The organism is Pseudoalteromonas sp. SCQQ13 (genome assembly GCF_015864415.1).
GTDB classification, from domain to species: Bacteria; Pseudomonadota; Gammaproteobacteria; order Enterobacterales; family Alteromonadaceae; genus Pseudoalteromonas; species Pseudoalteromonas nigrifaciens.
In genome coordinates this window covers 77,869-100,183 of record NZ_JADYXG010000013.1, presented here as the reverse complement: position 1 = coordinate 100,183, position 22,315 = coordinate 77,869, and the positions used below count along the sequence as shown (strand labels likewise).

The window sequence follows — 22,315 nt, the reverse complement described above, 5'->3', positions numbered from 1 at the left end:
TATGGCCCAATCTGGTCTAGATCTTTTCCCATATACTCGCATGCGCAGAATGCGCCGCGATGATTTTTCACGCCGTCTTATGGCTGAAAACCAGCTTAGCGTTAATGATCTTATTTATCCGGTATTTGTACTCGAAGGTAAAAACCGTCGTGAAGCAATTGAATCAATGCCCGGTATCGAGCGCTTATCAATTGACTTACTACTTATAGAAGCCAAAGAACTGGTTGAGCTCGGTGTGCCCGCCATTGCTATCTTTCCGGTAACACCGGCCGACAAAAAGTCATTACATGCTGAAGAAGCGTATAGCGATGATGGTTTAGCACAACGTACAGTACGTGCATTAAAAGAAGCATTCCCTGAGTTAGGTGTAATTACTGATGCCGCGCTAGACCCATTTACCACCCACGGACAAGACGGCATTATTGATGAAAGTGGCTATGTAATTAACGACATCACAACTGACATACTAGTTAAGCAAGCACTGTCGCACGCCCGAGCAGGTGCTGACGTTATTGCCCCTTCTGACATGATGGATGGCAGAATTGCCGCTATTCGCGAGGCACTTGAAGCCGATGGCTACATTCACACTCGCATTATGGCTTACTCAGCTAAATACGCCTCAAGCTATTATGGCCCATTTAGAGACGCGGTAGGCTCTGCCGGTAACTTAAAGGGTGCTGATAAAAAAACCTATCAAATGGATCCAGCTAATTCTGACGAAGCCATTCGCGAGGTCGCGCTTGATTTGCAAGAAGGCGCCGACATGGTAATGGTTAAACCTGGCATGCCATATTTGGATGTTGTACGTCGAGTTAAAGATGAGTTTGGCGTGCCAACCTTCGCTTATCAAGTAAGTGGGGAATACGCTATGCACAAAGCTGCGATTGATAACGGCTGGTTAGCTGAAGAGGCCACTATTATGGAGTCGCTACTGGCATTTAAACGTGCTGGCGCCGACGGTATTCTTACCTATTTTGCTAAGCAAGCTGCACAATACTTAGCTAAAAAGTAAGCCTTACAAGGCGGGCAACAAGCCCGCCTTACTTTATTTTTAATTACAAACTTAAATAGTGCTACATCATTTTTACGCTGCTATAACTCAACAAAAACTGCTACCTACATAACCAGTATTAGCCCTCCTCTTTGCTTTATTTAATTGGGATTAATTTTGTACCAATTAAAACCTAATATATACAAATGTAATTCAGACAAGCTTCAGTAAACTTTGTGTACTATCCGTACTAAATCTACTCACTCTCGTATTTAGCCTGAAAACAACAAAGCATACTTGAGCCTTTTTATACGTTTATTATTAAAAGTACCAATGAAACAAATTAATAAATCGATATTAATCTTAACTGTAAAAATAAGTCATGTTTTTATAAAGGAACGAAAATGAAAGCACCAATTCACCTAATATCAACATGGAAAAAAGCCTCAGTACCATTACTTAGCTTGTTTCTTGTTTTTTCAGCTCAGCAAGCATTTTCCGCTACGCTTGACGTTGCCATCCCGCAAGACAGTTTATTTGATGTGATCAGCGCCCGCGCTCAAAAATTAGCGAGTGAGGAGTATATTGCCCCTAAAAACATCGAGCTAGATGCGCTAAATAATATTGAGTATCAAGATTATCGCTCTATTCGTTTTAAACAAGACAAGTCAATGTGGAAAGACGAAGGTCTTTACGAGCTACAGTTGTTTCACCCCGGCTTTTTATATAAAACACCAGTAACAATTAATACAGTTGATAGCGATTCTAAACTTAGCCGTTTGCCGTTTAGTACTGACTTTTATCAGTACGATGGTACTGCAGCACCTTTAAAAGATGAAATAGCCAAGAGTGTTGCCAATAAACAATTAGGCCATGCTGGATTTAGGCTGCATTACCCAATTAATACCACTGAGTACAAAGATGAAGTAATGGTGTTTCAAGGTGCTTCTTATTTTAGAGTTGTTGGGCCTAATCAAGTGTATGGCCTATCGGCGCGAGGGTTAGCAATTGATACTGCTGAAGCGTCTGGTGAGGAGTTTCCTGTGTTTAAAGAGTTTTGGCTAGTAAAACCACAGCCAGAACAAACTAACATTATCATTTTTGCACTGCTTGATAGCCCATCGGTTGCCGGCGCTTATAAGTTTAGTATTGACCCTACCACCAACACCAGCGTTAAAGTAGATATGCAAATTTTTGCCCGTAAAGACGTGAAAAAATTAGGCGTAGCACCACTAACAAGCATGTTTTATCACGGCGAAAACAGCACTAAGTTTTTTGACGATTACCGCCCAGAAGTGCATGACTCAGACGGACTGTTAACCCAATCTCAGGATAACAACTGGATTTGGCGTCCGCTTAATAATCCGTCGCAACTTAGCGTAACCTCTTTTTCATACGAGAACCCTAAGGGATTTGGCTTAGCGCAACGTGATCGTGAATTTAATAATTACTTTGATATTGAAGCGCATTATCACAACCGCCCTAGCCTGTGGATAGAGCCTGAAGGTGACTGGGGAAATGGTCGAGTAGAGCTGGTAGAAATACCGACAGATACAGAAACAAACGACAACATAGTGAGCTACTGGGTACCTGAAAAACCATTTAAAGCAGGCGATTCGTTAAAGCTAAGCTATAAAATGACCACCTTTAATGCTTACTTAACTCAGCATGATAAGGCACGCGCAGTTCGCACTCGCATTGGTAGCGCGGCATTACCGGGTGAAGATAATCCGCCACCTAAAAGCCATCGCCAATTTACGGTTGATTTTGCTGGGCCTGATATAAATAAGCTTTCAGAAAAGTTAAATTTAAATGCCGACATCCAATTAACAACGGGTGAGGTTAGAGATGTAACTGTGCAAAAATTACCTGATTCATTAGGCTGGCGAGTTGCTTTTAAAATAGCTCCACAAAACGGCAAACCTGTAGACATGCGCTTATCGTTAAAGCTGCATGATAAAGAAATTAGCGAGGTATGGAGTTATGTTTGGTATCCAAATGACATCAAGTAAACAAACCACCAAAATATCTATGCCCTTTAAGGCACTTCGTATTTGGTTATTTGCCATTGCCGCAATTGGTATATCTGCGTATGGCATCTCTATTATGTTTGAAATTTTAAACTCAAATGGTATGACACCACTTGAATATGCTTTGCTGGCATTATTTTCAATTACCTTTGCATGGATTGTTACCGCATTTTGTAGTGGTACTATAGGGTTTGTACTGCAGTTACTGCGTATTGATCCGCTTACCCTTAGGCGCATAAAACCTATAAAGCTTGATAGTCAGGCATTTTCTCAGCAAAAAACTGCCATAGTAATGCCTATTTATAACGAAGATACACACCGTGTTATTGCAGGCTTTGAAGTGAGCTTACAGTCATTAAAAGAGACTGGGGAATTAGCCAACTTTGATTTTTATTTACTCAGTGATACACAAGATCCAACAATAGCTAAAAATGAACTAAGTGCTTGGCATGCTTTGTGTGAGCGCCTAGGCGAGACATCAAAGCAGTTGTTTTATCGTCGCCGCGAAGATAATAAACACCGTAAAGTAGGTAATTTAACCGACTTTTGTGAGCGCTGGGGAAGCCAGTACGATCATATGATTGTGCTTGATGCCGACAGCGTTATGACAGGTAAATGCATGCTAGAGCTAACGGCAAGCATGATTAACAACCCGCAAGTAGGACTTATTCAAACCATTCCTATTCCGGTACGCCAAGATACCTTTTTTGGTCGTTTTTTACAGTTTGCTTCGGTACTTTATAGCCCTATGCTGGCAACAGGATCGGCATTTTGGCAAACCGATAAAGCAAACTACTGGGGCCATAATGCCATAATTAGAGTAAGCGCATTTATTGACTGCTGTGGTTTACCCACACTTAAAGGCAATGCTCCTTTTGGTGGTGAAATACTCAGCCATGACTTTGTAGAAGCATCATTACTACACAGTGCAAATTGGGAAGTATTACTACTTGCAGATATTGAAGGCAGCTATGAAGAAGTCCCAAGTAATATTTTAGATTATGCCGTGCGCGACAGACGTTGGGTACAGGGTAATATTCAACACATTGGATTACTCCCGTCACCAAAGTTAAAGCTGATGAGCAAATTTCACTTTTTACTTGGCGCTACCGCTTATATTTCGTCATTAATATGGTTACTTATGCTCGCGTTAAGTACGGTTGATGCCGTAACACGTGCTTTAAATAGCGACGTTTATTTTAACCGCGCTTATCAATTGTTCCCTACTTGGCAAATAGCTAAAACCGATTTAATTGATGCTCTGCTCTATCTTACTATTGTTATTTTATTGCTACCAAAACTAATGGGTATAATCGTAACCTTGGTGCACAGAAAAAACCGCTTCGGTGGTGCTATTAAGCTTACGTTAGGCGCAATTATAGAAACAGTTTTTGCTATTGTCATGGCTCCATTAATGATGGTGTTTCATGCTTATTTTGTTGTTTGTGTGTTTTTAGGCAAAAAAGTTAAGTGGGATGCTCAACCACGAGAAGGCCGTATGGTGCCATGGAAAGAAGCGTTTAGTTATACGTTATTTTCTACTTTGGTCGCTATTGCTTGGGGTAGCACAGCGTATTACTTCACGCCGGTATTTTTTTGGTGGCTATCACCTATATTACTAGGTTTAGTACTAGCTGCACCTATAGTGCGTTATTCAAGCAGTATAAAACTGGGGGTTAAACTCAGAAATCTAGGTATATTTATCTGCCCTAGTGAAGTAGATAACGATACCATGCTAGAGGCACTTAAAGTGCACCTTAAAGAGATTTCGGTACCCACCGCAGGGCAATGCCCTTTAACTATACCCGCATTGCCAAAAGAGCACTTGGTTACCATGCCAATACAAAGCTTTAATAAGTCACGCTCGCCAAAGATGAAAGCGCTAAAAGAAAAGCTAATTAAAAAGCTTAGCTAGCGCCACACTTTAAAATAAAAAAGGAGCTACAAATAGCTCCTTTTTTATTACTAGATTAGGTTATATTTACAAAACAAAGCAAGCTCGTAATTATAGATAATTAACCAATTACTTTATCACTGTATAATTTATAAATGGCAGTACGAGTTTTCTCATCTAATCTCCAATTGTAAAAATATATACTTCTACCATTTAATAGAGATACTTTAAAAATAGTATTAATAAAAAATGACTTAAAGGAAATAGATTTTATCTCTTCTCTACTAATATAACGCTCACCAAATATTCGTTTATAACATATGCCAGGCTTGTAGCAATGTAATAGCTGTAAGTTCATCTTACTAACAATAAAAAATGTGAGTAGTGTTGGTATCAACACGATTATCGCCACTCTAAAAGTAACGGTGGAAAATATAGGTATTAAAAGAAATAAGCCTATAACAGTAATATATTTAAACAGTTGTAGAGACCAATTAGGCACTAACTTAATCATGTTCGTAAACGTCTTATATAAAAATAAATATAATCAATATCCCACTTGGAGACTTCCACATATGCAATCTATCCTCAGTTGAGGCTTGTTCTCGCGAATCCTACATCAGCACTGAGCCTATTTCAATTGTTACTACTACTTATTTAGTAATGACAAAAACAATGTCAACTAGTTGTTTATAAATATGTTTTACTAATTTTTTATTTTAATTATTTGTAACTTTTATACCATTAGGTAATTAACAGTGCGCTTTATGCAATAAATTATGGGCAATAAAAAACCCGCAACATGTGCGGGTTTTTTTAAAGAGTTAAGGTGCTAATTACTTAGCAGCTTTTTTCTCTTTTTCTGCAGCGATTACAGCTTCAGCAACGTTATTAGGACATGGTGCGTAATGTGAGAACTCCATAGAGAACTGACCACGACCTGATGTCATTGTACGTAATGAACCGATGTAACCGAACATTTCTGATAACGGTACGTCTACTTTAATGCGAACGCCAGTTAAACCAGGCTCTTGGTCTTTCATCATACCACGACGACGGTTAAGGTCACCGATTACGTCACCTACATGATCTTCCGGCGTGAACACGTCAACTTTCATGATTGGCTCAAGAAGTTGTGCACCCGCTTTAGGGATAGATTGACGGAAAGCACCTTTAGCAGCGATTTCGAACGCGATTGCTGATGAATCCACTGCGTGGAAGCCACCATCAAAAAGCTCAACTTCAACGTCAAGTACTGGGAAGCCAGCTAGAACACCAGTGCCCATCATTGACTTAAAGCCTTTCTCAACTGCAGGCCAGAATTCTTTAGGTACGTTACCACCAACAACAGATGATTTAAACGTGAAACCAGAAGCAACTTCGCCTGGCTTAATACGGTAATCAATTTTACCGAACTGACCAGAACCACCAGACTGTTTCTTATGCGTGTAGCTATCTTCAATTTCTTTAGTGATAGTTTCACGGTAAGCAACCTGTGGTTGACCAACAATAAGGTCTACACCGTAAGTACGCTTAAGGATATCTACTTTGATATCTAAGTGAAGCTCGCCCATTCCTTTAAGAATAGTTTCGCCTGAATCTTCATCAGTCTCAACTTGGAAAGATGGATCTTCTGCAACCATTTTACCGATAGCAACACCCATTTTCTCATTACCGCCTTTATCTTTAGGCTGTACAGCAATCGAGATTACTGGAGTTGGGAATACCATTGGCTCAAGTGTTACTGGGTGCTTAGGATCACATAATGTGTGACCAGTTTGCACGTTTTTCATGCCTACGATAGCAATGATGTCACCAGCTTGTGCGCTAGCTAATTCATTACGGTCATCTGCTTGCATCTCAACCATACGGCCAACACGCTCAGTTTTACCAGTAAACGCATTAAGGATAGTGTCACCCTTGTTTAGTTTACCTGAGTAAATACGTACGAATGTTAACGCACCAAAACGGTCATCCATTATTTTGAATGCTAACGCTTTAAATGGTAGGTCTGTAGATACGATAGCGAATTCGCCGTTTTCATTACCTTCTTCATCCATAAGAGGTTGAGGATCAACTTCTGTAGGAGATGGTAAGTAATCAACAACTGCGTCAAGAATAAGCTGCATACCTTTGTTTTTGTATGCTGAGCCACAGTATGTTGGGAAGAAAGCAAGGTCACGAGTACCTTTACGAATACAACGCTTCACATCTTCAATTGAAGGGATTACACCTTCCATGTACGTTTCTAGTAGCTCATCGTCTTGCTCAACAGCAGTTTCGATAAGTAACTCATGGTATTCCTCAACTTGGTCAACCATGTCTGCAGGAACGTCTTCAATAGTGTAGTTCTCTGGAAGACCAGTCGCATCCCAAACATATGCTTGCTTGGTTAGAACGTCAACAACACCAACAAACTCATCTTCTCTACCGATTGGTAAAGTCATGATTAATGGAGTTGCACCAAGTACTTTTTGTACTTGATTAGTTACACGGAAGAAATCAGCACCCATACGGTCTAATTTGTTTACGAAAATAACACGTGCTACACCTGACTCATTCGCATAACGCCAGTTAGTTTCTGATTGTGGTTCAACACCACCAGAGCCACAGAATACACCGATGCCGCCATCTAATACTTTAAGTGAACGGTAAACTTCAACAGTGAAGTCAACGTGTCCAGGAGTATCGATAACGTTAAAACGGTGATCTTTCCAGAAACAGCTTACAGCCGCAGACTGAATAGTAATACCGCGCTCAGACTCTTGATCCATGAAATCTGTAACTGATGTGCCATCGTGCGTGTCACCACTTTTGTGGATTTGACCAGTAAGCTTTAGTATACGCTCAGTGGTGGTAGTTTTACCCGCATCAACGTGCGCGAAAATACCAATGTTTCTGTACTTCGATAAATCTGCCATTAGTTTACTCTTAATAAAGTCGAAAAATTATTCGGCCAGAGTATAACATCACTTAAAGCGAACATCACCATAGAAGTCGCTTAAAATGCAGCCAATTATATAAAAAAAATGATCCATCCTTTGAAATAGCTATTTTTTGTAGTGCGAGCGAGCGATCTATTTACCTAATGAGGCCTTACCTTACTCTGTACTCTTTATTTTATTGGCATATTTTATAGCAACGCTCTGGACGACCAATACTACCATAGCTTTGATCAGCTCTAACCTGCCCCGCTTCAAGCATATATTCTAGATATCGGCGAGCAGTCGATCGGCTTACACCCACTAAATCACCCATTTGCTGAGCTGTAAATGCTGTTTCTTTATGTTCATTAAATGCAGTTATTATTTTTTTTAAGGTAAGCGAGTCGACTCCTTTGGGTAAGCGTGTTGTGGTACTAACACGCTCTTTTGAACCAAATAGGGTATCAACCATAGACTGCGTCACCTCAACAGCAGCCGAAAAGCATTGTTGGCGAGCTTCAAAACGTGCCAGAGCTTGATCTAACCTACTTAACATGAGTGGTTTTACTAAAAAGTCACTGGCGCCTAACTGCATTGCTTTTTCGAGTATTTCCACTTCTTTTGCCGCTGTGAGCAACATCACTTCGCTTTTTATGTTTAAGCGGCGCAAATCACTCAATAAGTCTAAGCCGTTACCGTCGGGCAAATGAATATCAAGTAACACTAAATCTGGATTAACTGCCTGCAACAAAGCCTTTGCCGTAGCTAAGTTACCGGCAATGCCCACTACCTGATACTGCCCTTGCCTGAGACTTTGCTTGGGTGTGTTGTTTCCTGCAACACCATTGGGTAGCAGTAAATATTGTGCTAATAACTGCGCAACCTCTACTTCATCTTCCACTATCACTACTGAGTACGTCATGTTTTATTACTCTTATTATTTGGGGATATAAACACTGAGGCGCGCACCCAGTAGATCTGATTCACCTATTTCTAAACTCCCACCGCACGAATCTAAATTAGTTTTAACTAAATACAAACCAATTCCATGTTCCGCCCCCGACTTAGAGCTATATTGTGGGGTAAATATCACATTATGATCAGGTCCTAAACCAAAACCGCTATCTTCTACATCAAAAAGTAGCGTTTTGCTGGTTTCATCAACCGTTACCCGCACTTTAGCAGCACGAGTATCTGATGCTCGAATGGCCGCATCAATCGCGTTGTCGATTAGGTTACCTAAAATAGATACCACCCGCTCTAAAATATCTTTGCGAGTTATTTCACCAAGCAAGCTATCAGGGTTAAGCGTTAACACCACATTTAACTCTCTTGCTTTATGGTATTTACCAACTAACAAACCTGCAAGCACAGGATCTTGTATTCGCTCTAACAAGTTATGTATTTGCGCCTGCGATCCTTGGCTTTCTTGACCTATAATTTCAATCGCTTGCTCATTTTTGCCCATTTGCACTAACGCCCCAATTAAATTGAGCTTATTTGAATAGTCATGAGTTTGCACTCTTAACAGCTCCGCAAACGCTTGCACTTTAGTAAGTTGTTGGCTTAAATATTCGAGTTCATCAGAGGGGCGCATACTAAGTAAAATGCCATCGGCTTGGCCTTGTACCTGCAAAGCAAAGCGCGATAATATTATTCGTTTATCGGCGGCAAATAGTTCAAACCCTACTATTTCGCGTGACTGGTTACGCAGCAAAAATTCAGCATGCTCAGGAAGTAAATCAGCAAGCGTGAGGGATTGGTGAGTATAAGCAAGAGGTTTATCTAAAATTTCGCAAGCACGTTGATTCAACTTACGTACATTCCCCTCGGGGTCGAGCGCAATTATACCGTTACGCACCGTATTTAAAATAGCATTTTGTTCTGAAAACAACCGCGCAATCTCATCTGGCTGTAAACCAAAAATAGCATTTCGCACCCGCTGACCAATATAAATAGCCACCACAATACTTAAGCCCACCACCACTAAGCCCCAAATTAAAATCTCAATACTGCGAGAACGTATAAGAGGGTCAATTGACTGCACTAAAAACCCGACCGATACCAAGCCTATTATTTGGTTATTATTCGAATAAACAGGCACCTTACCGCGAATTGACTCTCCTAAACTGCCACGGGCAAGCGAAATATAGCGCTCACCCTTTAATGCAGCTTGGCTATCGCCACCCACCATACGCTTGCCAATTTTCTTTTCATCAGGATGCACAATACGCAATGCATTTTCATCGCCAATAACAATAAAGTCGGCTCCAGTGAGTTGCCTTATTTCTTCTACTTCCTCGTTAATAGCCAATAAATCTTTTGGATTTTGCAGTGCTTTTATAACATCAACGCGTGAGGCTATACTGCTGGCAACGGCCAATGCTTTGTCGCCAATGTGACTATGTAAGCTTTGCGCCGTAAGCTGATACACCAACGCGCCAAACAACAATGCTTGTAATACACATAAACCGGTTACCCAAATAATTAGCCGAGTTTCTAGGCGTTTAGGTTTTTTAACCATATGTTGCAATGGGCTTAGCGGGTTGGTGTTTTTCATTTTATGACTCTGTTAAGCCTGCTCTTGAAGCGCAGCTTTATCTGCACGGCGCTGCATTAAGTAATCTTTTAACGGAAATAAAAGCACTAAAATTGAAATAACAAATATACTCAATGTAAGTGGGCGATCCCATAAAAAGCTCAATGAACCATCAGAAATCATCATAGAGCGACGGAAATTACGTTCTATCATATCACCCAAAATAAAACCGAGTAATAAAGGTGCCATAGGAAAAGCTAATAATCGTAATACCAACGCCACTAAGGCAAATCCCACCATCATAAATAAGTCAAAGGTATTAAAAGACACCAAATACACACCAATTAAGCTAAAGAACAAAATCATTACTGTGAGTACCGATTTGGGCATAGCTAATACTTTTGCAAAGTAAGGAATAAGCGGTAAGTTTAAAATAAGCAGCACTATATTACCAAAGTACATACTAACAATAACAGACCAAAAAACACTGGGGTTTTCTTGCATAAGCATTGGCCCTGGTTGTATACCATAGGCAATTAATGCCCCTAGCATAATAGCCGTAGTACCTGAGCCCGGAATACCTAGCGTTAACAAAGGTACAAATGAGCCAGTACATGCCGCATTATTAGCCGATTCGGGTGCAGCTAAACCACGTAATGAGCCTTTACCAAATTTTTCTTTTAAGCCTTTCGGTGCTAAGTTGCGCTCGGTTGCATAAGCCATAAAACTTGCAATAGTTGCGCCTGCGCCCGGTAACACACCGACAATAAAGCCCAAAATAGACGAGCGACCAATCACTGGCGCTATTTCTTTAATCTCGCTTTTAGTTAACTTAGTTGAACCTATTTGCGGCGTATCTGAATCGTTAATATTTTTGGCGTCTTTTTTCTCTGGTTTTACTACGTTAACTAACGCTTCTGCTAATGCAAAGGTTGCCATAGCCACTAATAAAAAGCTAATACCATCAAGTAAGTCCGCTTGGCCAAAAGTAAATCGGTCGGTGCCCGATGAAGGATCGATGCCAACAGTAGCAAGCATTAGCCCAAATACCGTCATCATCATCGCTTTTAAAAATTGTCCTTTATTAGAAAACGCTGCAATTGCGGTTAAGCCTAAAAACATCAGCACTACATAATCTGGTGATTGAAAACTCAGCGATACTTTAGCTAATAAAGGTGCGGCAACCATTAACAATATAGCGCCGATAGTGCCCCCTATAAAGGAGGAGTAGGCAGCAATTGCCAATGCTTTACCTGCATGGCCTTGTTTTGCCAGTGGGTAGCCATCAAAGGAGGATGCCACCGTACCCGCAACCCCTGGTGCGTTAATTAAAATAGATGAAGTAGAACCACCAAAAATGGCACCATAATAAACACCTGCCATTAAAATCATGCCTGAGTCGGCACCTATGCTATAAGTAATCGGGATCATTAATGCAATCGCAGTAATTGGCCCTAACCCCGGTAACATACCAATAAAAGTGCCCACTAGGCAGCCAGCAATCACATACATTAAATTATTAAAGTCGAGCACGGTCGACAAACCAAGCATAATTCCATCAAACATAATTTAACTCCACAAATCGCCCGGAACTAAGTAAATACCTAGCACTTGAGTCATTAAAAACCAAAACACCACAGCAACCGGAATCGATGCAAATAATAAAATACCTTTGCGCCTTTCACCCATTACAAAAAAGCCTGCTAACAAAAATGTACTGGTCGAAATTAAAAACCCAACCGGCTCTAACATGGCGCTATAAATCACCATTAGCACTAATAAGCTAATAGTACGCAGTACATGTGATTTTTCGAGGTTTTCATCGGTAGCTTCTTTTTCGCTTGGTTTAAGTAATGTTGTAGCAATAGCAAGTAAACACACCACAATACCAAACGCGGCATATACTTTAGGTAGAGTTGCAGAAGTAACCGTTTCGTATTCTTCAAACGGTAAAAGTGGAATTTGCCATGCAACAACGGCGTACAGGGTAAATAGCGCCAAGAATAAACTTGGCCCTAGTAATTCGCGATTCATCATTTTAAACCTCGATTATTGCAATGTACGGATAAAGCCAAGCTCTTCCATCACTACTTTAAGCTGCGCTTCTTGCGCTTCTAATGACTTAATAAACTGCTCTTTTTCTTGGAATAAATTTAACCAACCGTTACGTGCACGGACAACTTCCCACTCAGGAGTACTTTGTAATTTGCGCAGTTTTTTGGTGTACTCTGCCAATTTTTCAGCAGGTAAGTTCGGCGCTGCAAAAAAACCACGCCAGTTTACAAATTCCATATCGTAACCAAGAGATTTAAGGGTAGGTATTTCTGGGTAATCCGGTAACGGCCCACCTGAGGTAACCGCTAAAATGCGTGCTTGACCACCATTAGCTACTTCTAGTGCTTCACTTAAGCCGGTAGAAAGTAAGTTAACTTCGCCTGATAGTAATCCAGCTTTTGCTTTACCACCGGCGTCGTAAGGAATATAACGTAAACGTCGACCATCAATACCCGCCGCTTTAACTGCTTGCGCTGCAACTAAATGATCCATACTGCCACGCGCAGAACCGCCCGCTACCTTTACTGAGCTTGGATCTTCTTTGATTGATTTAACAACATCTTGCCACGTTTTAAATGGCGAATCGTTACGCACCACAAATGCGCCATAATCGGCAATCATGCTGGCAACAGGAGTTAAATCGCGGTAGCTATAAGGAATGCGACCAGTTAATGCACGCAATACGATAGGTGTTGAGTTAACCATTAAAATATCGCCCTTTTTAGTGCCCGACTCAATTAAGTAAGCAATAGCACGACCGCCGCCGCCACCCGACATATTTTGAAAAGACGCATTATCTTCAATACCTGACTTAACTAAACCTTCGCCTACACCACGTGCTGTTGTATCCCAACCGCCACCAGGGCCGCCAGGTACTAAAAAGTGAATGTCGGCCATTACAAATGGGCTGCTAAGTACCAGCGATGCTGCAAGTACTGTGGTTTTTAGTGATTTAAGTGACTTAAATAATTTCATTGTATGATTCCTTAAAATAAATACTGCATACGCGCACTAAAGCCCATACCAGAGTCTTCATCGCCTACCAAAGCTGTAGTACCAGGGCCTGTCACATCACTGTAAATAAGGTTGCCCATAAACTTAATATCGCTACTGATGTAATAAGATGTGCCTAATGTATAAGTAGTTGCTTGCGTCCCTTGTAAGCTGCTAGTTGCATCCATTTGTGAAACACGCGCAACTAACTCCCATGCATTTTTAATGTTTTTAGGTTGTACAAATAATGCTGAACTTGCTTTGTATTGGCGCTGCTCGCCACCTAAAAAGTAACTTGCCGATACATGAAAACCATCAAAGCGCTCGCCATCTAGCAAGTCTGCGCTATTAACTGCGTTTAACGAGCGGCTTGCATATTCAGCTTCAAGGGTTAAAGAATCTGCTTGGTAAGCAAATTCAAGTCCGCTTTGCGATAAGCTATCAAGTGCTGCGGTTACGCCACCAGCGGCATAATCAACAAGCCTAGTATTAGCTTCGCGAACTTCTCCACGAGCAAAACGCGCACCTAATTCATTGCCGCCCATATCACGATATGAATGCCACGCCCCTAAATGAATCACATCACCCGGTGCAGCACTTGACCACGTTACGCGCCCTGTTGCAGCCAAAGTTAGCCTGTCGTTTTCATCATTACCCGTTGCGCCAAAGGCATCATTTTTATAAACACCCACTGCGTAGCGAAATCCCGAATCTTTAAAGTATTGGTAAGCCGATGCACCCCAACGAAAAAATGGCGAGAAGGTATTTGCTAAACTACTACGCTCAATAGTGTTGATATGTTTTGAGCTGGTTAATGCATTAAGCGATATATCTTCGCGAATTTTACCTGCTTTAATTTTAAGCCCGTTATCAAACGCATAACGTACACGTGCCATAACAATTTCAGCTGTGCCTTCGCCAAATTCGAGTAATAACTTGTGATCCCAATTACCATGCTCGCTAGCAACGTAAGTACGAATACGTCGCGGAAAAAAATCACTGCCGCCAGAGCCGCCATTATCTGCATTGTAAGCGCCATCAAAATAGTTGTAGTCAAGCTGTACGCGTCCACCAAACTCTAAATTAAAACCACTCGATTTTTTTAATGCACTGACTTCTTTTTGTAATGCATCTAATTGCTGTTGTAATTTATCGGTATCGTTATTGGCTAAAACTGATGTGCTCGCTAATGCGGCAGCTACTGCCAAAGCGAGTTGTGTGTTACTTGCTTTCATTGTTGTCTCCACGCTGTGTTGGTGTATTTATTGTCAGGTAGATAAGCGACTACAAACTGCTATCTAAAGCGCAGCTTATTGTTAACGTGAAATTAACTAAATATTTAGACGGTAAGGTGCATTGATGATCTTTACGCGCTTTTTGTGCATAAAAACCATGCGCAAAAAGGACAAAACTAGCCGCGCATTACTCTTTGATTTATAGTGCCTTTATATTTAAAGTGGTTTTATAATAAATAAATTGGTAGCTTTTTAAGTTATAAAAAAACCCGCAACAATGCGGGCTTAATTAATAAGCTATTATTTAAAATGTCATTTCGGGTGTGTTTTTAGGGATAATTAAACGCCCCTGTGTTTTCGCTTGAATTTCTTCTACGCTCACTCCGGGGGCGCGCTCTAATAAATGAAATGCACCATCTTTAATTTCCAGTAAGGCCAAGTCGGTAATTACTTTATTAATACACCCCACACCGGTGAGCGGTAAGCTGCACTCACTGAGTAATTTTGACTCACCATGCTTGTTAGCGTGGGTCATGGTACAAATAATGTTTTTTGCACCAGCTACTAAATCCATCGCACCGCCCATACCTTTTATTAACTTATTGGGGATCATCCAGCTAGCAATATTGCCGTTTTGGTCAACCTCAAAGGCACCCAATACGGTTAAGTCAACATGACCGCCGCGGATCATCGCAAAGCTTTCGGCTGAGTTAAAAATTGCTGCGCCAGTGGCGGCAGTAACGGTTTCTTTACCGGCGTTTATCATATCAGCATCGAGCGCATCGGCAGCAGGATACTGCCCCATACCCAGTAGGCCATTTTCTGATTGCAGCATTACTGCAATATTATCGGGGACATAGTTAGCTACTAAGGTAGGAATACCAATGCCTAAATTAACGTAATAGCCATCTTGTAATTCCATCGCGACTCGCTTGGCGATTTGTTCACGTGTTAATGCCATTAGCTTACTCCTTATTGCTTTGCTGCTTGGGTGGTCACTTTTTCTATGCGTTTTTCAAACACCCCTTTTATAACCCGATCGATATAAATACCGGGAGTGTGTATTTGGCTTGGCTCTAACTCCCCAGGCTCTACAATTTCTTCTACTTCGAGTACAGTTATCTTACCTGCGGTGGCGGCCATAGGATTAAAGTTCATCGCGGTATGGCGATAAATACAATTACCAAAGCGATCCGCTTTCCAGGCTTTTACAATGGCAAAGTCACCGGTAATACTGTGTTCTAACAAGTAGTCTCGACCATTAATATTGCGCGTTTCTTTGCCCTCAGCCACTGGCGTGCCTACTCCAGTGGCGGTATAAAAAGCAGGAATACCTGCACCACCAGCGCGCATTTTTTCAGCCAGTGTACCTTGTGGAGTAAGCTCTACATCTAGCTCACCACTAAGTAGTTGCTGCTCAAATAAGGCATTTTCGCCCACATACGAGGCCACCATTTTGCGTATTTGTTTATCCTCTAGTAACACGCCTAAACCAAAACCATCTACGCCACAGTTATTAGACACCACAGTTAAGTTACGAATACCTTGGCGTTTAATTTGGCCAATAAGTCCCTCCGGTATACCGCACAAGCCAAAACCACCGGCAATCACTGTCATGCCATCCTCAAGCCCTGCCATTGCTTCGCTGTAACTGCTTACTACTTTATCGAATCCTGCCATTGTTAGCTCCTATTGTGCGGTCCAGCCGCCATCTATTGCTATAGCTTGTGCGGTAATGTTTCGCGCCGCATCAGCCATTAAAAAGGTTACCGTATGGTGTATTTCATCTAAACCAATAAAGGCTTTTTTAGGCATGGGTGCTAGCATAATAGTATCGATAACTTGTTGCTCAGATAAACCATGCTCTTTGGCTTGTGCGGCAATTTGCTGCTCTACTAGCGGAGTTTTCACATACGCGGGGCACACGGTATTAATGGTTATATTGGCATCTCCTGTTTCAAGCGCTATGGTTTTACTAAAGCCAATTAAGCCATGTTTGGCGGCCACATAGGCCGACTTATATTTAGAGGCCACCATGGCATGAATAGAGCCAATATTAATAATTCGGCCAAAATTTTGTTCCCGCATTTTAGGCAATACCGCTTGGGTCATCATTGCGGGCCCAACTAGCATTACTTGCTGCAAAAATTGCCATTTATCAGCCGGAAATTCTTCAAGCTTTGCTACGTGCTGAATGCCGGCATTATTTATAAGTACATCAACAGCTTGCGGTAACTGCTTAAAAAAAACGGTAATTGCCTCGCTGTCGGCCACATTTAATGCATAACCTTGGGCTTTTCCGCCTTTAGTAACAATATCTTCTGCCGCTTCTTTTGCGTGCGCTGCATTTAGGTCGGTTACTATAATATGATGACCCGCTACGGCTAATTGCTGTGCTATATATAAGCCAATACCGCTGGCTGCACCGGTTATTAAAATTGTTTTGCTCATGCAGGCCTCCTAGTTGGCTAAAAACTCACTAATTTGCTGCGCTTTAGGCGCAATCGAAAACAGCCCATCTAAATGACCCCAGCCTCCCGCAATTTCAGAAATAGTAACCTCCTTACCTAGTTCATCCATTATTGAGTGCATTTTGCGGACATTTTCGGGACGTAGTAATAAATCGTTAGTGGCAGGTAGCAATAAGGTTTTTGCCTGCACCTTTTTTAGGGCATCAGTTAAATTGGCTGATCTACCTGCGGTAAATAACTGCGATGCTCGCACTAAGTACAACACATGGTTTGCATCTTGTAGCTTAGCTTTAGCTAATGCTCTAGCCTCTAAAACCTGGTTTACTTTTGGTAGAGTACGAATATCTTGCAGTGCGCCGTCATCTAGCACCTCAAAATGTGGGAAACTGGCGTTATAAATAAGCGGATGCATAGCATCTTGGGTAATGTTTAGTAGCGTAGCGGTAAGCCCTGCAAGCGGGCGCTCTTTATTATAGTAATTACCTTGCTGCCAGTTTTTATCTAAACGAATTGGCATAGCCCACTTTTCTAGTGCCGACACAGTCCATGCATCCATGGTTGCTGCGCCAATTACATGTACTAAGCGCTCTACTTGCTCGGGATAACGTACCGCCCACTCCAGTGCCTGAAACGATCCCATTGAGGCACCTATTACGGCATGCAGTTTGTTAATACCTAAACTATCGAGTAAGCGTTTTTGCACTTCAACAAAATCAGTAATGGTCACTACCGGAAAATCAAGGCCATACGGTTTACCTGTTGCCGGATTAGTTGATGCAGGGCCAGTCGTAATTACATTAGGATCGTGCCAATTGGCATTAACTAAAGTGTCTGAGCTAATTACAAAGTATTTATTAGTGTCGATTGCTTTACCTGGGCCAATTAACGCATCCCAATAACCCGCCAAGGCATCATCGGCTTTATATTTACCAGCTGCATGCGACGTGCCCGAAAAATAATGCGTAATTAGTACCACATTATCTTTAGCTTTATTTAAAGTACCGTAGCTCTCCCAGCCTACGTCTACTTGGCTAAGCGTAACTCCCGACACAGTAGTAAAATTTTTAGTGGTAAAATGTTGTTTTTCAACCAACATAGGCGCTATTTTATCATTGCTATAAGCAACTGTGCTTACTATTAACAGCAGTACACTCATTATTAATTTAGTTTTCATTGTTATCCCTTAAAAGAAAATAAATAAGCCAATTGCTAATGCAACCCCAATTAGCGGTACTACGGTTGTTAACGCAGCCATAGACCAATAAGCACGCTGATGTGTTTCTTTACAAATAGCGCGGATCAAAGTAACTACATAACCATTGTGCGGCAAGGTATCTAGCGCACCTGAACTAATAGCTACCACGCGGTGTAGTTGCTCTGGGTTAACCCCCATATCTATATATCCTGGAGCAACCAGTGGTAATGCAATAACTTGCCCTCCTGAGGCAGAACCCGTTAGCCCCGCTATTACACTTACCGCTACGGCCGCGCCTACTAGCTCATTACCTGGCATATGGGTCATTACTTCAACCGCGGCAGTAAATGCTGGTGACACTTTGGCAACTGCACCAAACCCAACCACCGCGGCTGTATTTCCTATTGCCACTAATGCCCCGGTTGTTCCTACATTTACAGCGCCAGCCAGATCATGAAAGTACTTAAAGTTAATTACCATAATACTCAGCACGCCACCTAGTAGGGCAATAATAAGCGCGGTTTGTTGTAATGTATCATGTAAAGTGAATGACAATAGCAGCACCACTAATAGCGGAATAAGCCCAGTAATAGGGTGTGGCCTTTTACGATCAACCACGCTTGGATCGTCATCACGCTCTTCAAAATGCTCACCATTGGCAAGCGCTTTTTTTATCATTTTATTGAGCCAATAATAGCCAAATGTCGCCATAAAAATAGCCACCACTAGGCTTACTTCCCATGCGGCATAGGGTGAGGTGCCTAAATATTTTATTGGGATCCAATTTTGAATTTCGGGCGATCCTGCCGAGGTCATAGTAAAAGTAACCGAGCCAAAAGCCAGCGTAGCCGGAATAAAGCGCCGTGGCAGGTTTGCGTCTTTAAATAAGCTAAGCGCCATCGGGTACACCGAAAAAGCCACTACAAATAAACTAACACCACCATAGGTTAATACCGCACACGCTATCACTATTGCTAAAACAGCATGTTTCATACCTAATTTGCCAACTATATAACTGGCCACACTATCGGCAGCGCCGGTGTCTTCCATAAACTTACCAAATAGTGATCCCAGCAAGAACATAAAAAACCATGCACTTAAAAAACTAGCAAAACCATCCATATAAGCATTAATAAAATTAATATCGGCCGTGACAGGAAAAATTGCCATGTCGCTACTCAGTGCTACAAGTAACGCGCATAGCGGTGCGGCTATAAATAAATTTACCCCGCGCAAAGTTAAAATAATCAGCAGTATTAAACCACCTACTAGCCCTATCATGCTCAGCATAAGCTTTCCTAAAGTTATTGTTATTACAAAGATGAGGTGACATCGCAGTAATGTTAATTATATTGTTGCTTATTTGTAATTAAATACATAGCACTATGGTACTACATAGTTATATTTAGGCTTGCAGGCATTGTTATATATGGGTTTAACCTAGGTATAGCACTATGGTACTAATTCATTTTTTGTAACAATCTTCTAAAGTAGTTAACAGGTGACATGAGCAATGAGTAAAGGTCTGCAGCAATCTTAGTAGTTAGCGATGGCGAGGCTTAAACAACGGCACTTAGGTATAGGCAAATAAATAGCTGGTATTTATTCCGTTGGCATTAATCACAACAATAAAAGGTAATCAACATGATAAAGCTCAATAAAAAAGTCGCACCCGTTACACTCGCTGTGTCATTGGCGCTGATCGGTGCAAATAGTTATGCAGCAGAACAACAAACTAACCAAGTTAACAAAGGCGAGCTAGAGCGCATTGAAGTAACGGCGCGTAAAACGGTAGAAAACTTACAAGAAGTACCGGTAGCAGTAACCTCTATTGGCGCACAAGAACTGGCTGAAAACGGTATTAGTGTAATGACCGAAGTACAACAATTTTCGCCTAACACTACACTGCAATCTAGCCGTGGTACTAACTCAACTATTACTGCATTTATTAGGGGTGTAGGCCAACAAGATCCGCTATGGGGATACGAAGCCGGTGTAGGTATTTATATAGATGACGTATACATAGCGCGTCCACAAGGCGCGGTACTTGACCTGCTCGACGTGCAACAAATTGAAGTACTACGCGGCCCGCAAGGCACGCTATATGGTAAAAACACTATTGGCGGCGCAATTAAATACGTCACCAAAGAAATGGATGGCGATGCAACCCTTAACATTAAAGGCACGGTAGGTAGTTATGGTCAAAAAGATCTAAAAGTTACCGGGCAACTACCGCTTATTGATGAAAAGCTCTATGTTGGCTTTGGTTTTGCTACTTTAAACCGCGATGGCTTTGGTGAGTTTTTAACCTCAGATTTAACCAATCAAGATCGTGAAAACTACAACAAAGACGTAACCGCAGCCCGCGTTACCCTAGAGTACACGCCAACAGATGACTTATTTTTTAAACTTGCTTGGGATAAAACCAAAGACACCTCAAACTCAAAAGGCGGCTATCGTTTACTACCTAGTATACTCACTGACGCTCCAGTACCCGACAGCGTATACGACTCTTACACCAGCTTACCTACCTGGAACGAAGTAGAGCTTGAAGGTTATAGTTTTACCGCACGTTGGGATATGAGTGACAGCACAAGCATTAAATATGTTGGCGCCAGCCGAGATGGTTACTCGCCAACCAATATCGACTTTGATAACACCTCAAAGCGTATTTTTGATGTACCCGCTATATATGAAGATGAGCAAACCACTCACGAAATACAGCTAAATCATCAAGGCGATAACTATAAATTAGTGTCGGGCTTGTATTACTACGATGGCGAGTCGTGTGGCCAGTTTGAAGCCATACTCGAAGAATTTGGTAAATCTTTAAATTTACCAGGTTTAACTCGTGAAGTAAGTGGTTGTAGTAACTCAAAAAGTAAAGCCGCTTATATTCAAGGCTCTTACGACTTTGATAACAAATGGTCAATGACCCTAGGCGCACGTTATACCAAAGACAGCAAAGAAGCGATTGTAAATAATGGCCTCATATTCGACACTGTTTACCCTGAGTCGGGCTGGATCCCAGGTTATGTTCGTCCAGAAGGACAACTTGTACCTACCGTACTAGATGATAGCGAAGATTGGTCGCGCTTTACCCCAAGAGCGGGCGTTGAGTACCAATACAGTAACGATATTATGTTTTTTGCCAGTTACGCCCAAGGCTTTAAGTCGGGTACATTTAACCCAAGAGCCACCACGCCTGAACCAGCAGCAAAGCCAGAAGCTGTTGATTCATTTGAATTTGGTATGAAAAGCGAATGGAATAATAACTTACGCGCAAACATAACCTTGTTTACCCTTGATCATAAAGACCGCCAGTATATTTCGGTACTCCCAGGGGACAGCGGATCTGACTTAAACCAACGTTTAGGTAATATTGGCGAATCAACATCAGATGGCGTAGAAATAGAGCTTAACTATGTTGCTACTGAGTCACTAAGCTTTAATGCCTCAATTGGTTATATAGACAGTAGCTTTGATAACGTAATTGATTTTGACCCAAATACCGGCGCAGCCTTTGATAAATCTGATCGCTTTAGCGTATCAAACACGCCAGACTTAACCTTTAACTTAGGCGCTACGTACCGCATGTACACAGATATGGGCGACTTTGTAGTTAATGGTAATTACTACCACCGTGGTGATTACGCCTTATTTGAAGAAGACAGCCTACTAACTCAAGACGCGTACGGACTGCTTAATCTAGGCGTTACTTGGTACAGCGCAGACGGCCATTGGACCGCTGGTGTATATGGTAAAAACCTCACCAATGAAGAATACATGATTGGCGGTTACCAGTTTGTAGCACCCGATCCGAGTGATCCAACGAATGTAAGCAAATACCAGCCTGGTTTAGGCGGTGATAATACCTTAATTGGCTACTTTGGCGACCCACGTACTGTGTCGTTAACTGTTGGCTACCGCTTCTAGTCTTTATTATGTGAAAGGTTTGTCTGTGTTATCCCCAACAGACAAACCTTGT

The 22,315-nt window shown here is 41.7% G+C and carries 16 protein-coding genes; 4 read left to right on the top strand and 12 right to left on the bottom strand.

Going from position 1 to position 22,315, the window contains the following annotated elements; all coding sequences use genetic code 11:
- The first annotated feature begins 1 nt into the window (after position 1).
- From hemB to mdoH, 3 genes are all read left to right on the top strand, one after another.
- Positions 2 to 1,012, top strand: coding sequence for a porphobilinogen synthase (gene hemB, locus I6F41_RS11920; RefSeq protein ID WP_011329560.1), 1,011 nt, complete (start codon positions 2 to 4; stop codon positions 1,010 to 1,012).
- Positions 1,013 to 1,395: 383 nt separating this feature from the next.
- Positions 1,396 to 3,003: a glucan biosynthesis protein G gene (locus I6F41_RS11915; protein ID WP_182684152.1), complete on the top strand. Its 1,608-nt coding sequence runs from the start codon at positions 1,396 to 1,398 to the stop codon at positions 3,001 to 3,003.
- A complete protein-coding gene (gene mdoH / locus I6F41_RS11910; RefSeq protein ID WP_182684151.1) occupies positions 2,975 to 4,936 on the top strand; it encodes a glucans biosynthesis glucosyltransferase MdoH in 1,962 nt (653 codons plus the stop codon). Before I6F41_RS11915 ends, mdoH begins: the two co-directional genes overlap by 29 nt.
- 815 nt (positions 4,937 to 5,751) lie before the next feature.
- Here the strand turns inward: mdoH and fusA are convergent.
- From fusA to I6F41_RS11850, 12 genes are all read right to left on the bottom strand, one after another.
- Positions 5,752 to 7,836 (bottom strand): elongation factor G, encoded by a 2,085-nt coding sequence (gene fusA, locus I6F41_RS11905; protein ID WP_011329565.1) that lies wholly within the window; start codon positions 7,834 to 7,836, stop codon positions 5,752 to 5,754.
- A 199-nt stretch (positions 7,837 to 8,035) separates the two neighbouring features.
- The gene (locus I6F41_RS11900) at positions 8,036 to 8,761 is read right to left on the bottom strand and encodes a response regulator (protein ID WP_182684150.1); all 726 of its coding nucleotides are present in this window, start codon (positions 8,759 to 8,761) and stop codon (positions 8,036 to 8,038) included.
- Between the two features lie 15 nt (positions 8,762 to 8,776).
- The gene (locus I6F41_RS11895; RefSeq protein ID WP_182684149.1) at positions 8,777 to 10,399 is read right to left on the bottom strand and encodes an ATP-binding protein; all 1,623 of its coding nucleotides are present in this window, start codon (positions 10,397 to 10,399) and stop codon (positions 8,777 to 8,779) included.
- A gap of 12 nt (positions 10,400 to 10,411) precedes the next feature.
- On the bottom strand, positions 10,412 to 11,944 hold the full coding sequence (locus I6F41_RS11890; RefSeq protein ID WP_089368887.1) for a tripartite tricarboxylate transporter permease: 1,533 nt from the start codon (positions 11,942 to 11,944) through the stop codon (positions 10,412 to 10,414).
- Between the two features lie 3 nt (positions 11,945 to 11,947).
- Positions 11,948 to 12,415, bottom strand: a complete 468-nt coding sequence (locus tag I6F41_RS11885; protein WP_089368888.1) for a tripartite tricarboxylate transporter TctB family protein — start codon at positions 12,413 to 12,415, stop codon at positions 11,948 to 11,950.
- A gap of 12 nt (positions 12,416 to 12,427) precedes the next feature.
- Positions 12,428 to 13,408, bottom strand: coding sequence for a Bug family tripartite tricarboxylate transporter substrate binding protein (locus I6F41_RS11880; protein WP_089368889.1), 981 nt, complete (start codon positions 13,406 to 13,408; stop codon positions 12,428 to 12,430).
- Between the two features lie 11 nt (positions 13,409 to 13,419).
- Complete coding sequence (locus tag I6F41_RS11875; protein ID WP_182684148.1) at positions 13,420 to 14,661, bottom strand: OprO/OprP family phosphate-selective porin; 1,242 nt, start codon at positions 14,659 to 14,661, stop codon at positions 13,420 to 13,422.
- 304 nt (positions 14,662 to 14,965) lie between these two features.
- Positions 14,966 to 15,622 (bottom strand): 3-oxoacid CoA-transferase subunit B, encoded by a 657-nt coding sequence (locus tag I6F41_RS11870; RefSeq protein WP_011329567.1) that lies wholly within the window; start codon positions 15,620 to 15,622, stop codon positions 14,966 to 14,968.
- An 11-nt stretch (positions 15,623 to 15,633) separates the two neighbouring features.
- Complete coding sequence (locus I6F41_RS11865) at positions 15,634 to 16,341, bottom strand: CoA transferase subunit A (RefSeq protein ID WP_011329568.1); 708 nt, start codon at positions 16,339 to 16,341, stop codon at positions 15,634 to 15,636.
- A 9-nt stretch (positions 16,342 to 16,350) separates the two neighbouring features.
- Positions 16,351 to 17,112 (bottom strand): 3-hydroxybutyrate dehydrogenase, encoded by a 762-nt coding sequence (locus tag I6F41_RS11860; protein WP_182684147.1) that lies wholly within the window; start codon positions 17,110 to 17,112, stop codon positions 16,351 to 16,353.
- A gap of 9 nt (positions 17,113 to 17,121) precedes the next feature.
- Positions 17,122 to 18,306, bottom strand: a complete 1,185-nt coding sequence (locus tag I6F41_RS11855) for an E22 family MetX-like putative esterase (protein ID WP_182684146.1) — start codon at positions 18,304 to 18,306, stop codon at positions 17,122 to 17,124.
- A gap of 9 nt (positions 18,307 to 18,315) precedes the next feature.
- Positions 18,316 to 19,617, bottom strand: coding sequence for a GntP family permease (locus I6F41_RS11850; protein WP_011329571.1), 1,302 nt, complete (start codon positions 19,615 to 19,617; stop codon positions 18,316 to 18,318).
- 354 nt (positions 19,618 to 19,971) lie between these two features.
- Between I6F41_RS11850 and I6F41_RS11845 the strand changes: the two genes are divergently transcribed.
- Positions 19,972 to 22,263, top strand: a complete 2,292-nt coding sequence (locus tag I6F41_RS11845; RefSeq protein ID WP_182684145.1) for a TonB-dependent receptor — start codon at positions 19,972 to 19,974, stop codon at positions 22,261 to 22,263.
- The last annotated feature ends 52 nt before the right edge of the window (positions 22,264 to 22,315 follow it).